The sequence below is a fragment of the Neptunomonas japonica DSM 18939 genome, from assembly GCF_000422765.1.
GTDB classification, from domain to species: Bacteria; Pseudomonadota; Gammaproteobacteria; order Pseudomonadales; family Balneatricaceae; genus Neptunomonas; species Neptunomonas japonica.
Window position 1 is genome coordinate 60066 of sequence record NZ_AUGR01000009.1, and the last position, 14863, is coordinate 74928.

Annotated in this window: 15 protein-coding genes; 2 read left to right on the forward strand and 13 right to left on the reverse strand. The window is 44.1% G+C overall.

Annotated features, from left to right (window positions below; genetic code table 11):
- Position 1: 1 nt before the first annotated feature.
- From G511_RS0107055 to G511_RS0107075, 5 genes are read right to left on the reverse strand one after another with little or no spacing between them, the layout of a single operon-like run.
- Positions 2 to 1771 (reverse strand): DUF1800 family protein, encoded by a 1770-nt coding sequence (locus tag G511_RS0107055; RefSeq protein ID WP_028469024.1) that lies wholly within the window; start codon positions 1769 to 1771, stop codon positions 2 to 4.
- A gap of 5 nt (positions 1772 to 1776) precedes the next feature.
- Entirely contained in the window at positions 1777 to 2673 is an 897-nt protein-coding gene (locus tag G511_RS0107060) for a sterol desaturase family protein (protein ID WP_028469025.1), read from the reverse strand.
- A gap of 10 nt (positions 2674 to 2683) precedes the next feature.
- On the reverse strand, positions 2684 to 3286 hold the full coding sequence (locus G511_RS0107065) for an effector binding domain-containing protein (protein WP_028469026.1): 603 nt from the start codon (positions 3284 to 3286) through the stop codon (positions 2684 to 2686).
- An 11-nt stretch (positions 3287 to 3297) separates the two neighbouring features.
- Positions 3298 to 3468 (reverse strand): Asp23/Gls24 family envelope stress response protein, encoded by a 171-nt coding sequence (locus G511_RS24495; RefSeq protein ID WP_169565732.1) that lies wholly within the window; start codon positions 3466 to 3468, stop codon positions 3298 to 3300.
- Between the two features lie 11 nt (positions 3469 to 3479).
- Positions 3480 to 4070 carry a TetR/AcrR family transcriptional regulator gene (locus G511_RS0107075; protein WP_028469027.1) on the reverse strand — a complete coding sequence of 197 codons (591 nt, stop codon included), beginning with the start codon at positions 4068 to 4070 and terminating at the stop codon, positions 3480 to 3482.
- 111 nt (positions 4071 to 4181) lie between these two features.
- Here G511_RS0107075 and G511_RS0107080 point away from each other — a divergent pair, with 111 nt between their 5' ends.
- Complete coding sequence (locus G511_RS0107080; protein WP_028469028.1) at positions 4182 to 5045, forward strand: ABC transporter six-transmembrane domain-containing protein; 864 nt, start codon at positions 4182 to 4184, stop codon at positions 5043 to 5045.
- A 140-nt stretch (positions 5046 to 5185) separates the two neighbouring features.
- Here the strand turns inward: G511_RS0107080 and G511_RS0107085 are convergent, their stop codons facing one another.
- From G511_RS0107085 to G511_RS0107100, 4 genes are all read right to left on the reverse strand, one after another.
- Complete coding sequence (locus G511_RS0107085; RefSeq protein ID WP_028469029.1) at positions 5186 to 6388, reverse strand: multidrug effflux MFS transporter; 1203 nt, start codon at positions 6386 to 6388, stop codon at positions 5186 to 5188.
- The gene (gene hpaD, locus G511_RS0107090; RefSeq protein WP_028469030.1) at positions 6372 to 7223 is read right to left on the reverse strand and encodes a 3,4-dihydroxyphenylacetate 2,3-dioxygenase; all 852 of its coding nucleotides are present in this window, start codon (positions 7221 to 7223) and stop codon (positions 6372 to 6374) included. The genes G511_RS0107085 and hpaD overlap by 17 nt, the downstream gene beginning before the upstream one ends.
- 261 nt (positions 7224 to 7484) lie before the next feature.
- Positions 7485 to 7907 (reverse strand): homoprotocatechuate degradation operon regulator HpaR, encoded by a 423-nt coding sequence (gene hpaR / locus G511_RS0107095; RefSeq protein WP_028469031.1) that lies wholly within the window; start codon positions 7905 to 7907, stop codon positions 7485 to 7487.
- A gap of 138 nt (positions 7908 to 8045) precedes the next feature.
- A complete protein-coding gene (locus G511_RS0107100; RefSeq protein WP_028469032.1) occupies positions 8046 to 9512 on the reverse strand; it encodes a sigma-54-dependent transcriptional regulator in 1467 nt (488 codons plus the stop codon).
- A 112-nt stretch (positions 9513 to 9624) separates the two neighbouring features.
- Between G511_RS0107100 and G511_RS0107105 the strand changes: the two genes are divergently transcribed.
- A complete protein-coding gene (locus G511_RS0107105) occupies positions 9625 to 11148 on the forward strand; it encodes a SpoIIE family protein phosphatase (protein ID WP_028469033.1) in 1524 nt (507 codons plus the stop codon).
- Here the strand turns inward: G511_RS0107105 and G511_RS0107110 are convergent.
- From G511_RS0107110 to G511_RS0107125, 4 genes are read right to left on the reverse strand one after another with little or no spacing between them, the layout of a single operon-like run.
- Positions 11132 to 11869 (reverse strand): P-loop NTPase family protein, encoded by a 738-nt coding sequence (locus G511_RS0107110; RefSeq protein ID WP_028469034.1) that lies wholly within the window; start codon positions 11867 to 11869, stop codon positions 11132 to 11134. The genes G511_RS0107105 and G511_RS0107110 overlap by 17 nt on opposite strands.
- A gap of 29 nt (positions 11870 to 11898) precedes the next feature.
- Positions 11899 to 13989: an SLBB domain-containing protein gene (locus G511_RS0107115; RefSeq protein WP_028469035.1), complete on the reverse strand. Its 2091-nt coding sequence runs from the start codon at positions 13987 to 13989 to the stop codon at positions 11899 to 11901.
- Positions 13986 to 14366, reverse strand: a complete 381-nt coding sequence (locus tag G511_RS0107120; RefSeq protein ID WP_028469036.1) for a hypothetical protein — start codon at positions 14364 to 14366, stop codon at positions 13986 to 13988. Before G511_RS0107120 ends, G511_RS0107115 begins: the two co-directional genes overlap by 4 nt.
- Entirely contained in the window at positions 14363 to 14683 is a 321-nt protein-coding gene (locus tag G511_RS0107125; RefSeq protein ID WP_084629033.1) for an STAS domain-containing protein, read from the reverse strand. The genes G511_RS0107120 and G511_RS0107125 overlap by 4 nt, the downstream gene beginning before the upstream one ends.
- Between the last annotated feature and the right edge of the window lie 180 nt (positions 14684 to 14863).

The window sequence follows — 14863 nt, forward strand, 5'->3', positions numbered from 1 at the left end:
CTCATGCCTCCTGAACAGTAAATTCGGGGGAAATTGCCAACATAAAGGCGATTGTTTGCACGACCCATTCGGGTTTGTCGCGATAATTTCTGAATGCATGTTTAATCCGCGGTTTAATCGATAGGTCTGATTTTCCGGTCAACTGCAAACTCAGCTGATCAATCAGAAAGTCATGCTTCGCTAGGTCTTGTGCCAATATGATCTCATCGCTAAAATCCAAGCGAATACGGTCCTGATTTATGTTTTGTAGTTTTTCAGGATCTAACTCAGGTATGTTCTTGACACTAAGGTCACTATTAACCTGAGTACTAACTGCTGGTAGATAGTCTCCAAAAAACCAGTAATACATCAGGTTTACGTAACCAATTGAGTTTGCAGAAGTATGCAGTTCAAACTCAGGAGCAACCAGATTGTTTTTTTCTAGTGGGCCATGAGGGACAAAACTTGGTTTATAAAAATTAAACACTGTTGGAGATGACATCGGATGCTGCTGCAACATATTTTGCATGTCATCACCAATACACCAAAGCTTGCCCGACTTGTTATGAGCATTAAATGTGCGCAATAGCTGAGTTGCACGTAACAACGGAGACTTCAGCTTTTGTGACTGTACGCTCTTTCCCTGCTCTTCATAGCGTGAAGAAAAGGTTACTTTAGCGACTGACTTATGCAACGGATAACGAAGTACCTCTTCAACAACGGCTTTGAGATTTCCCGTTCCCCCAAATTTACTGGCTACAGCTCTTACATATTCAGGCGCAGGGTTAGACGTTACTAATTGCTTAATAAGGTGACGAGCTATAAAAGGAGCGGCACTCGGATGTTCTATCAGGCGTGTTATGACAGCACGTATTTCTGTTTGTGCCGACTCGTTTCCCGGTAGTTGGATATGGCCATTTAGTAATTGCTTCGTTCCTTTATCATGAAACGCTGCATCAGCCTTCATTGGCCGAGTCATGTTGACGTAAGGAACTGTTTTATAGCTTTTATCAATTCCATCTTCAAAGTCTACGGCATAACCATTATTTTCTGCACGCCAAAAGCTAGTATTCCATTCATACTGATAACTATCAGCCTTAAGCCCAGTAAACACTCTAGCCATCTCTTTAATATCTTGATTTTTATATGTTTCTATCGAGCGCCCTAAACGATCCAAGACATGACTACCATCCGGGTGCAATTGATAAAGACCGATACTGAATAGCTGCATTACTTCTCGGGCAAAGTTTTCATCTGGATGAGTATTTAGCGAGGGATCAGCTTTACGGTTATTCATAGGCGATAAATACACACCCATACAGGGATGCATTGAAACTTTATAAAGTAGTTCACTGTAGTCATCGAACGCGTGGTTATACAATAGGTCGTAGTAACTCCCCATGCCTACCGCATCAAGCTCTAATGATGAGTTGTCAGATATAACTAGAATTTCACTTAGCGCCTGCGCGACCCGATGACGCAGAAGATTTTTCTGGCTTGTCAGCGTCTGGTGCCACCAAGCCATATGAAAATACCATTTATAAGGCAACGCAGGATTATTACTCTCACCATTAATGGCTTTCTCACCATACTTTCTAATTAATTTTAAACGGAAATACTGCCAGATCTCTCGAGTCGAGGATTCAAAAGTATTATTTTTGATTGGCTTAGAGTTCAGCTCATCTTGTAACCAGCGCTCAATTCCTTGTTCTGCTACTTTACGCTGAGTGGCTTTGTTAGCTCCCATAGTTGCTTGTTCAAGAAAACGGTTTACTTTTTGTAAATCATCCATCTGTCTTAATCCTGCTTAACGGTTTCACTGCACGAAACAACGGGCTTACGCTTTGGTTGCCAGCCAGGGCCATGAAAGAGATAACCGAAAAACTCACCGGCACCTTTTGCTTTAACTAGATCGCGATACAGTTTTGGAAATTCAAAAAATTGAACAGTGATCGGGTTTTTACTGGTCATAGGCGTTGTCAGACCATAGTTTGGCAATTCTTCCTCTTTTTGAAAGGTGCCGAACAGGCGATCCCAAATGATCAAAATTCCGCCGAAGTTCTTATCGATATACTTCTTATCAGAGCCATGGTGTACACGGTGATGGGACGGCGTATTAAACAGCCATTCGATCGGCCCAAGCTTTCCGATCACCTCATTATGGAGCCAGAACTGATAAGCCTGTACGAGTACTTCACCGGCAAATATCAAGATAGGGTTGAAGCCCATCAGCACCAGTGGCAGGTGGAACATCACCGAAACCATCGGATCGAACAAACTGAAACGAAAAGCGGTGGCAGTGTTCATCATAGATGAACTGTGATGTACTGAATGTGCCAGCCAGAACAGTCGGACTTTGTGAATAACATAGTGTTCGATGTAATAGGTTAGGTCAGCGAGCATAAGCACCAGTAAACCGGTGTGACCGTTGACCGGAAGCTTCCAAGGGATCATTTCATGGATCATGAAGTACAGATAAACCCCGGCGCCGAATATAAAGATCTCAGCCAAATAATAAGGTACTTGAGTAAGTATGCTGGAAAGCGTTTCCAGAAAGCGTTCACCACTGAATCGTTTAGTTATCAGATCATCAGTTAGCTCTAGAGCGATAAAGAAGACTGCGAACACCAAGGTCCAGTCATAGATGTCAAAAGATATGAACTCAAAAAATTCCAGCCAGAGTTGTTCGTTCATTTTAATCCCCTTACTGAATAGCCATGTAGGCTGTAAATTGGTCAATCTGATAGTCTGGTGTTAGAAGGTAGATTTCATAGTCACCTTTAAACTTAAGCTGATTTACAAATTGGTTGGCCTTTGCCCAACTATCTAGAACGTATCTATGTGGCAGGACTATATACTGACCTGGGTCTACACTGACGGCATGAATACGGCCATTTAACTTGAAGTTTTTCGGTGCTGGATATCCTAGCGTGACACTGATTTGGTTCTTTTTCTGGTTATAGCTGTGGTAAACGGCAAAGACTCTAAGTGGGTCCTTTGCTGTTAAAGCAGAAGCAAGGTCTTGTTGCGCAAATTCTTGCCAACTTTGATCCAGCTGATGCTGCACATCAGCTGAAAGGTCAATGCGACTTTCAATACCTACTATCACCGCACCGTCACTCACATAGGCTGTTTTGGGTGTGAGTGATTTTGTGGTGGGTTGCTGTGATGTATTGGTACCTGCGCTTGTATATGGCTGCTCAGAGGTTAGCGATGCCTGAATCAGCCAACCGAAAAAACCAAACATTATCAGTATTGCTACAAAGTAAATAAGTCGAATAAATCCATTGTGCTTTGGCAGTGCCATTGTTCAATCTCCTACCAGTAGAAACAAGATACTGCGACCAGTATCCAAACGAGAATTAGAATCCAATAGCTCCAAGGATCTTGATTTCGGAAATACTCACGGTGTAACCAGACGGAGCCTGCATACAGATCCCACGCAACCCAAAGTAGAAGTGCAATACCTAGAATAGATGTCCACGCCATGATCAGTCTCCTTATTTTGTCGCAGGAATTAACGTATTAACTAACAGCTCCGCTGCCCTGCGTGCAGAGGGACGGTATTGTGCGCTCATATTCAGCGGAGCCAGTGAATCAAGGTTGAAATAGATCGACACCAAGCCAAAGGCAATTGCATTAAGGTGTTCATCATCGGCTGATGGGTTGTCACGTAATAAGATAAATTTCATATCGTTGGTGAAGCGGCTCATCCATGCCTGCATCTGTTTACGTAATGGCTCATCCTGACCAGCAGCAAAGATCAAAGACTCGATAACCAAGACAAACTCAGCATCACTGTGATCCTCGGTAAACAGGCCATTGAGCAACGCAGAGGTAATATCTTGTTCAGGTAGGTAGCTGATGAATTCAGACCACTGTTTGTCTGATCGCTCAATTACCCGGTCGGCAAGCTGTGTTACTAGCTCTGTACGATTACCAGCAAAGTGTCGTACTAAGCTTCGTTGTAATCCAGCTTCTTCAGAAATGCGTTCCAATGTGCTGCCTTCAAGGCCATAGCGCGCCACACAGCGCTGCAGGGCTTGTAATATCTGCTCGGTTCTCTCTGCTTTTTTACTCGGACGTCCCATAGTTTTTACTCTGCTTTATAACTGTCTTTTATTATCAATAATGACAATATATAATGCAGATTATTTATTGTCAATTGTGACAATAAATTTTTATAGAATAAAGGTAATGCTATGCTGTCTGGTACGTTGAATCTAAAATTACTGTTAAGAAAATATTCGTCCGGTATAGCTGTTACTTGGGGATTAGTGCTGCTAGAAAATTGCCTATTAGCTCTCATTCCGTTATTCATCGGCTTTTCAATTGATGATCTTCTGGCGGGAGTGACGGATCAGTTGATGGTTCTCTTTATGGTAATGGTACTGCTGACAATCATTGCTGTACTGCGACGTATATATGACACCCGTATGTATGGAGCAATCAAAGTAGCGCTTGGGCTTGAACTCGATCAACGCAATACAATGCTTAATATTTCGATTCGTAGTGCTAGGCTCGACATGTCCCGGGAACTCGTCTGTTTTTTAGAAGATGGTGTGCCGGAACTAATCACCGGGCTTACTCAGATTATTATTTCGCTGGTCATACTGGCATCTTTTAGCTCCATACTTGCTGCAAACGCCGCCGGTATGATTCTGATAATGGTAATACTCTATGGTTTTTTTCATCACTCATTCTTACGATTGAACCAGGCACTGAATAACCAAACTGAACGTCAGGTAGCGTTGCTGGCACTAGGGTTTAAAACAAGCTTGCACAAGCATTTGAGTTTACTGTTTCGCTGGGAAGTGAAACTGTCTGATCGGGAAGCCATTCTTTATGGTCTGATTTTTCTGGTGGTAACGGGATTTATTGTTGCTAATCTATGGGCTGCAACAGCAATGCCTGAGATCTCTGCAGGTACTATTTTTACTATCGTTACTTATTCATGGGAGTTTGTGCAGGCAGCACTGGTACTCCCTATAACCCTGCAAGGGTTAACCCGATTACAAGAGATCACCTGTCGCATTAATCAAACAGACAGTTCTAAGGCTCAGTAATTAGCTGACAGAAAAAGTATGTTGAATACCTCAAGAAAAAAAGATCGCTTTGGGCCGACACCTGCCATTGTCTTTCGCCCATTCAACATTTGCTTTAATGGATTTAGGTGGCTGGACAAGGGTTTTTGGGGACTCGACGTTTATAACGCTATGCTGGCCTTTACGCCTCGGTAATAACAGTAGGCTGCCAGTAGCACCATGCTTAGCAGAACAAGAGGCAGTACAACCAGGCCCGTCTTCATTAGTAGCGGTGTTAGCTGAGCCATGAGTGAGCCTATCAACAGTTGAAGAAAGCCGAGCATGCCGGTAGCAGTAGCTTTGGCTCCGCTGGTAGCGGATATGGCACTGGCTTGGGCATTCGGTTGACTTAAGCCTCTGCCAAAAGTGAACAGGGCCATCGGTAGGAACAAGCTCAAGTAGCTGGGGGAACCTGCTATGAACAGGCCCAGCATTAGTAGGCTGCCTATACCAGAAATATAGTTTCCTAGTTTGATCATTCGGTCGGTACCCACTTTTGCAGATACTTTTCCTGCGGTCAGGCTCCCTAACCAGAAACCGCCAGCAACCAGTATGAACCAGTTACCATAATCCACTGGGCTGCCTTGCATATGCTTAGCTACAACAAAGGGAGCGCTGGTAATAAAGATAAAGAAACCACACGCTATCATGGTGCAGGATAGGGCGTACCAGAGGTAACCGGGTGAAGACAAAACGCTGTTATAGCGTTTAAAGCTTTCAAGGAAACTTCTGTTTTGCTGATCGATCTGATTTGACTCTGGCAGGTAAAAAAGTGCTCCCAGCCACACGACTGATCCCAGAATCATCGAAAGCCAAAATACGCTTTGCCAACCTGCGAGTAGGTTAAGATAACCACCCATAGTGGGGGCAATTGCTTGTGCGCTAGCGATCCCCAAGGTGATATAGCCGAGCATACCGGCAGCTTGGTCTTTTCCGTGTTGGTCCAAAACAATACTTCGTGCTAGTAGCATTCCAGTACAACCTCCGGCGGCTTGTAGCACACGTGCTAACAATAATTGCCAGACTTCAGTAGCCATAACACCGAGTAAACACCCCGCGATATGCAGGATAAAGCCCCACAGCAACACCGGCCTACGGCCATAACGATCGGCCAGAGGCCCGCTTATCAGCTGGCCGATCGCGAGTGTAAAAAGGTATAGGGTAAAGCCCAGCTGGATAGTGAAAGTACTGGTGTTAAATGTAACGGCTAGCTCCGGCATGACCGGAGCAAAGATATTAAGCGCAACAGGGCTGGCTATCGCCATGCCCGCGAGTAATGAAACTGGTGTTGTAGACGGCGCTTTATTCTTAAAGACTGAAAACAACGTTTACTTGTCCTGTTCCTGAGCTAGGGAAATATTCACCAATTATCTCACCTTTACCCTGATACTCATCCCACCCCAGTGCGCCAAATAGCATGGCTGTATCATGCATACCGCCTTCGCCAGAACAAAGGTTTGCATAGTCAGGCAGCATCTTTAAGAAGGTGGCGTTATCGCCTTGTTGCCAAAGATCTAATACGCGAAGGTCAACCTGGCGGTTAAATTCTTTGGAGATAGTAAAGGTGCCGTTATTTGCTTCGTAATCGTCATTAGCCCAAATCTGGTGAGATAACGACCCTGAAGCCAGTACCATTACTTTACTATCACTGGCTTCAATCGCTTCACGAATAGCTTCGCCAAGGATACGTGATGATTCAAGACTATGGACGCTACACCAACCGGAAATAGAGACGATTTTTAGGTCAGCTTCCTCATTCATATAATACATAGGCACTAAGGTGCCATATTCAAGTGTAAGCGAATCAACTTGATGGGAGAGGGTATAAACGCCTTTATCTGTCGCTTTCTTTGCTATTAAATCGCCAAGTTCAGGGTTACCTTGGTAATCGTATTCCATGTTCTGAATAAAGTGAGGAAACTCGTGGCTGGTGTAATTGCCTTTAAAACGGCTATTAGAATTTATATGGTAACCGTTGTTCACAAGCCAGTGGGTGTCTATAACAACAACGGTATCAGCGCCCGCTTCGCGAGCACGGCGAGCAATCTCTTTATGTCCATCGATAGCTTGCTTGCGACAGCCCTCCAAACGTCCGGGCTGCTCCGATAACAGCATCGTTGGCACGTGAGTTATCTTCGCCGCCAGTACAATTTCGCCCATTGTGTTACCTCACTTAGTATTGTTATCAGTATAAGCCATCTGACTGTGTGCTTTACACCTAACCAATATGGATGGCTAATGTGATTATTAGTTAATATATTAAGTACATGCTCAGAGATTAGTTAACATGTTATCTATTGTCAATAGGCAAGGTAAAAATCAAATGTGCTGATTATCGTATGAAAGGTAATATAGGTGGTGTTGCGAATGATACTTTAAAACCCGATATGGTTATATGCGGGTTTGTAAAAGTAAGTTTCTTTACGGCTTGATTGAGGCGAGCTCTTGTAACAGTTTTGAAAGCTGATCTAGCTTTTCTGGACCAAAACGTTCTGCAAATAATTGATAGTGAGCGTCGACTTCTGGGCTAATTTGTTCGAACAGTTGTAAAGCCTGCTCAGTTAATTTTATCAGTGTACGGCGCTGGTCTTCAGCTGATTTACGCCTCTCTATGTAACCTTGTTGTTCAAGCCGCTTAATAATGCCTGTTAAACTCGGACTAAGGATGCAACAAATGTCTGCGAGTTGTTTGGACTCAAGTTCGTCGTAAGCTTTTAGTGCTCGAAGAACACGCCATTGCTGCTCGGTTAGGTTGTTTTTCTGTAATAGCGGGCGGAAAAACTGCATGGATGCTTCGCGAGCTTTGAGCAATTGTAACGGGATCGAGTCTTCAAACTTGCGCATTATTAGTCTTCTCAATTAAGAATAGCTAATTGTTACGGTTAAAAGGTTCTTCTGCAAGCGCTTCATGTGATTGCAGTCGCCTAAACATGTTGTCTTGCTTCTCGTTTAAGAAAAATTAAAGTCAGCTGTTCTCTATAGTTAGCTATCTTTCCAGCTATTACGTTTTCGATAAATTGTTGCTGCACTAATTTGCAGGTAGTGAGCAGCAGTGGGAATATTGCCTCCACATAAGTCGATTGCATGCTCTATGGCTTCTCGTTCGATATCAGCAATAGGGCGAATGATAGTTGCGAGTTTATCTTGCATCCTTTGTTGCACTTCAACAGGCGAGTGACGTTCATGCATTGAAGTCGAGCGAGGAGTCGAAAAACCTGTATGTTCCTGGTTGATAACGTGAGTAGGGCGTACTTGAATAGCAGGAGTGTAGTTATCTAACGGCGCTGGCAACATATGAGGGGTGACACTCTCACCATTATTAAGCACGACGATATTACGGATGACGTTTTGTAGCTGTCTTACATTGCCTGGCCAGTCGTAATTGCTAAGAATGAGTTCTGTTTCTGTATCAAAACTGCAAAAATCCTTACCTTCTTCTTTTGTGTATTGTTCAAGAAAGCTACGGGAAATTTCAATAATATCGTTTTCCCGTTCTCTAAGCGGTGGAAGGTGAATCGGAAGCACATGAAGCCTGTAATAAAGATCTTCTCGAAAGTTACCGGCTTGGACTTCTGCCATAGGGTCTTTATTACTGGCGCAGAGAATTCTTACATCAACTTTTTCGGTTTTATTACTACCCACTTTTTGCAAGGTGCCGGTTTGCAGGAAACGTAATAATTTTGATTGGAGTGAGAGCTCCATTTCGCAAATTTCATCAAGAAATAAAGTACCGCCTTTAGCTGCACTCGCCGCTCCGTCTCTGTCACTGACCGCACCGGTGAAAGCACCTTTAACATGACCAAATATTTCGCTCTCAATTAAGTCTTTAGGAATGGCGCTACAATTCAGTGCAATAAACGCAGCTTTGTTTCGATCACTACGTTGATGGACAGCCTCAGCACAGACCTCTTTACCCGTGCCGCTTTCGCCAGTAATAAAGATGGTAGCGCGTGAGCTTGCAGCACTATCGATAACTTGATAGACCCGCTGCATTGATAGAGAAGAGCCAATAAAACCACAAAAATTATTACGATCTATCTCTTCACGGTAAGTCTCGACTATCTGTTTAAGTTTATGATTTTCAAGAGTATTATCTAACGTTGTTAATAGCCTGTCTTTAGTGAATGGCTTGACTAGATAGTCTTTTGCACCCAACTGCATTGCTTCAATGGCGGTGTTCATAGAGCAGTCGCCAGTAGTGACAATGACTTCAACGAGCAGCTCTTGGGCTTTAATATGCTTAAGGATTTCTAGACCGTTCATATCGGGAAGGGTGAGATCCAATAGAATGGCGTCGAAGTTATTTGTTGCTATAGCCGATAGGGCATCTTGCCCTGTTTTCTCATGCTGTACCTGGTAGGCATTACCTGTCAGGTAGCTGCGGTAAACGGCAGCCATGGAAATATCATCTTCTATTAATAGAACTCTGGTTATATCAGGAACGGGCATTGGACATCCTCTCCAGCCAAATTGCTAACTTTAGACTAGGCTACAGGTAGGCGAGGCGCAACTGACAACGCATTGAATCTACGCGTTTAATTGAGTGATTGCGGTGAAATATATGAAGCAACTATTAGCACAATGGCATTTACAACCCACACTCCTTGAAGCACGGCGTATTCGAGAAGCGCTATCCGAGGTATTAGCTCTGCATAAAGTGCCTGATGCGGATCATTTTTTATTGGCCTGTGCTGAGCTAATTATTAACCTTTATCGTTACCCTGACCCTAAGCCAAGCAATGTCATTGTGCGATTTGGTAAAGATGATTTTCATTGGTGCTTTGAGGTACTCGATAATGGCCCGACTTTTACTCAGTTTAGCCAACTGCTCAATGACACCGATCCTGCCATCGCTGCTGAAAACGGCATGGGTCTTAAGTTGCTCGCGCATTATTTTGCTGACTTTAACTATGTTCCCGCATGTTATCGGGATGATGCCTGCAATCTTATGTTGCTGTGTAAACCCTTAACAGCACAAGGGCAGCCACTAAACCGTATATTAATTGTTGATGATGACCCTACGTACCGCGCTGTGTTATCCGCTTATTTATCCGCTCACTATGTCGTTATTCAAGCGGACAGTGTGCCTCAAGCGCGCGAGCAGATTTTAAAATACAAACCCATATTGGTTATCTGCGATATCCGCATGCCGGGGCAAGATGGTACGGCATTATTTGACCAGATAAGTTATATACCGGATGTTTCTAATACGGCGTTTGTTTATCTTTCGGGTTGCACAGAAGCTGCACTAATAGAACGTGCGGTGAGCCGACCTATCGATGATTATTTATCAAAACCTGTCGATAAGGCGCTTCTTCTTGCGACTATCAAGCGTGTCTTGATGCGCCGCTCTTACCTAACGACTCAGCTAATGAGAGTTCAGGATGAGAAAATAACACTGGGGTTACAGCCTAGTTTGCCTGAGGAGTTTTCTGGTTTTCGCAGTACTTTACGTAGTATCTGCCCAGAGCCCGGTGGTGGTGATCTTTTACAACTTAATGAAACCCCGAATGCTGCATTACTGGTGTTCGCAGATCTGATGGGCCATGGCGTTACCCCAAAAGGGTTTGCTTATGCGTTAGCGGGGTACCTTAAAGGTTTGTGCTCTGCCAGAGCTGACCTTCACAGTAATATTTGTGGTTTACTTGAACTCTTATCTAACAGCTTTGATTCTGACCCAGTCTTAAAAGAGACGCTGGCAACCCTGATGCTCTTATCGTTTTCATCCAAGGGTGAAATTTGTATTGCCAACGCAGGCCATCCTTTTCCGATTTTGATGACTCGCAATAATGTTAAACAGATATCCGTTGATGGGCCTCTACCGGGATTAGGGCTGGCAAACTATGAAGAGCACTGCTTCACGTTGCACGATAAAGAGCGATTGCTGGTGTTCTCTGATGGTTTTTTGGATGCAGGAGAGCCCATCTCGAATGAGTTATCTAAGATACTCAAACACAGTATGACGTTACCTATCTCTGCTGCAGGAGATTACTTGCTGCAGTGGCGTTTAAATCATGGAATAGTGGCCGATGACCTAACGCTCATATTATTAGAAATAGATGAGGCAGCTATAGCTCTTGATTAAGTAACACCATACGGCTGAGGCGTTGGCGGATCTTTTCCATCCAGTTAGGAAAGAAGCGGTCTAGCCGATGGCTTTCACGTATGAGCTCTTGTTGTAAGCTGGGTGTGAAGCAGTCATTCATAATGACGCCTGCTAATACCGCTCCTGTTTGTTTAAGTATCTCATTGCTTTCATTAATCTGTGTTTCTGTCGTTACACCACTAATGATGGTCAGCAAGGTCGCTTTGCTAGCAGCGCACAGTGAATCGACACAGATAGCTTCTTCACGAATAATTAAGTCATCTTCAAATGTTTTTTTGCTGGCGAGCAATGGCGCTGCATCGCAAATGACTAAATCAAAACGTTGCTCACAGCTATCAAAAAATGCTTTCAGGGTTTCCTGATCTTTGAACTCAACACAATGGATAGACTTCTCGGGGCAAGAGAGCAACACTAAACCTGAGTATTGTGTTGCTTGTGCGGCATGCTCCCAATGGCCTGTTAAGGGTAACCACTCGTTGCGTACTAAGTTTAGTCGTTCGTGCAAGCACGGAGAGTAATGGCTAAGCTCAACTAATAATACATGCTTGCCAGACTCAGCTGCGCGTTTTGCTATGGCTAAAGCCAGCTCACTGTTACCGCTTTTTCTGTTGGTTCCGCATAGTGTTATTTGTCGCAAGTTAAGGCGCAACATACGTGAGTACACGGTTTCTAGTGCTTGAGTGTTATGTAGCTTATCCATTTGCATCGCTCCACGAAAAGGTAAGTATTTTATAAACCGATAAGGTGAGCAAAAGAGAACACAGTGATGGACTCTTGCAGTGTGCTCACAAATCGATACCAGCCGCTTTGCTCTTTGCTTGGAACATATAAGGTATCTCCGGCACGGATTGCGGGCAGTTTGCTGAAGTCGCCTGTTTTAGCAAAATCTACCAAATCAAACAGTCGTGAGTGCGCTTCACCATCAACACGGTTGACTACCATAATGCGGTCCTGCAAGGCGCTATTCATTGGTCCACCAGCTTCAGCAAGCAGATCAAGGACTGTCATGTTGTCATCGAAGGTGTAACGGCCAGGGCGAGCAACGGCACCTAATACACGAATAACGGTTTCTTTGGGTTTTTCTAACCATGCTCGGTCACGTTTAGGGATAAAGATGACATCTTCGTTTTGTACGGTGGGTAACATGCTGTCATCGCCTGTTTGGAAATAACGATGAAGGTTGAGCTGGGATACATTGGTTTTTCCGTCACGGCGATGCGTAATACGAACATTTGCTAAGTCTGCATTACCCGTTGGCCCCTGTGCTGCGGATAAAATATCAAGAAAGTTAAGTTCATTGTTAAAGGCGTAACGGCCGGGAGCACCGACTTGTCCAAAAATGTAGATTGAACGGTCGCTTGATTGCCTTACCCATTGAGAGCGGTTGTCGTTAGGGTCTTTAGGAAGCTCAGGAATAACCACGGTATCACCTGCACGCACTACTGGGACCGTACGAATATCGCCACCTTTATCGAGAAATTTCTTAAGATCAAAACTGACAGAGCGGGTAATGCCATCTGCGCTTGCTTTAAGTACTTGTAAGTGAGAAGTGTCAGCGCCAGCGACCGGGCCGCCTGCATGAGCAATAAGGTCCATTAAGGTCATTTCCGTCGCCCACTCGTAGCGCCCTGGGCGGTTAACAGCACCAATGATACGTACCGCGCGATTGGGATGAACTTTTAACCAGCTCTTTTCATTCATATCCGTTTTTTCAGGGACGAGAATCGCATCACCTGGCATAATTTGCGGTAAACGACCGCGCTTTTGTCCATCAACATAGCCTTGTAGATCAAAAGGAGTGACTTGACCGTTTGCACGTATTATTTTGATTTGTCGTGTTTCGGCGAAACGGGTTGGCCCACCAGCGGTCGCTAATAAGTCATAAAAACCACTGCCATCGCCCATTTCCATAGCGCCAGGTTTGAACACTTCACCCATAACATAAACCGTACGAGATCCATTCTTTACTTGCTCTGTGGCTTGGGGAATAAAAATTACATCACCTTGGCGAATGCCTGGCATTAGCTTAGGGTTGCCTGTATCAAGGTATTCACGCATGTTAAATGGGAAGGGTTGGCCGTTATGGATAATGCGAATTTGTTCAATACCTGCGTAACGGGTAACACCACCGGCACGCATAATCATATCCATTACTGAAGCATCATTTTTAAACGCAAAAGTACCGGGACGATGCACTTCACCAAAAACCTTGATAGAGTCTCCTCCTGTGCCCGCATCACCGGATGCAGTTAGTGTTTTGGCATCAAACTCAACTTGTACGTTACCAATGAGAGGGGAGGCCGGTACAAAAATTTCATCCATAGGCTCTAGTGGAGGTAGGCTACTTGGGTCGCCACTATCTAGGTATTCTTTGTAGTTGAACTCAATAAGGCCGCTGTTACGTCGGATCTGTAGCTTATCAAGCTGTGCACCTTGAGCTAGTCCTCCGGCACGGTTGATAGCCATTTGCACATTAGAGCGCACTGGCAGATCAACAGAGCCTGGTTTTTTAACATAGCCCAGTACCATCACCGACAGACGTCTCTCTTTAAGAATAAGATTGAAGCGGCTTAAATCACGGTATACCGAACTTAGCTGTTCTTGCAGGAGTGTTTTCGATTCATTTAAAGAAAGCCCTTTCAGTGTGATAGAACCTATTTCAGGTAGGTTGATCTGACCTTCATTATTTATCTGAAAATTGCTTTCAAAGGCAGTCTCACCAGGTAGCTTGATTTGCAGTACATCACCAGGGCGCAGGGTTTGCGCACTCACACTGAAGCTGACCACAAATATTAATAGGTATTTAATTAGCGCTTTCATAAACATATCTCCCCGTTGCTATTCTGCCCAGATCCTTGTTGAACCATCACCAATGGTTTTTCCTGTTCAATTTGGCGTATTAAAGTCTCGGCCTGTTGCAGTGGGCTATCGACTGCTTGTAATAACTCAGCGTCATAGAGACGGCGGCTTTGAATCAGTAGTTGCTGAGCAATTTGATATCGTTCGGTGCGATGCTGAGTTGATGTGTGTTGTTGCATTTTTTGCTCACACATCAATAGACGAGAGGCAAGAGGGTGCTCATCTTCTGTAATAGGGAAACGCTCAGCAACGCCTCCTTGGCCTTCGGTAACCCAATAGAAACAACCACTGCATTGGCTTAAAGAAAGCACCAGTAATGTACTTGCGAGGGCGTTCATGATGCGGACTCAGATACTGAAATGGTTTGCTCAACACGTAAGTGCTTCATTAACTCTAGAGGTTGTCCGTGGGCACCTATAATGCTCAAGGACTGCTCAAGCGTTCGGAGGCGTTTGAAAAGAAAGACAATGGCACCAATACCGGATGAGTCGATGAAATGCACATTTTCGATGTTTAACACAACATCCGTTTTACCTTGTACTAACTCATCTAGTTGAGGGCGAAGAATTTCAACGGCTAAGGCATCGAATGAGTCATTGATCACAAAGTGAAGTGTGCTATTTGCGTTTTCGGTGGTGGTCGCTAAATTTGTCATGGTCATACTCCTTGCTCTTTTTAGTTACTAAAGAAAGAGCAAGGTGCGTGCCACTAATTAATCTGTTGATTTTATTAGGTTTTTTTATTGCTTAAAAAATATTCAAAACTATTAATAAGAGCCTTCTCATTTTGAGAGACAGAATGAAAGAGAAGGAGTGAGCCCATTTTATGAATACTC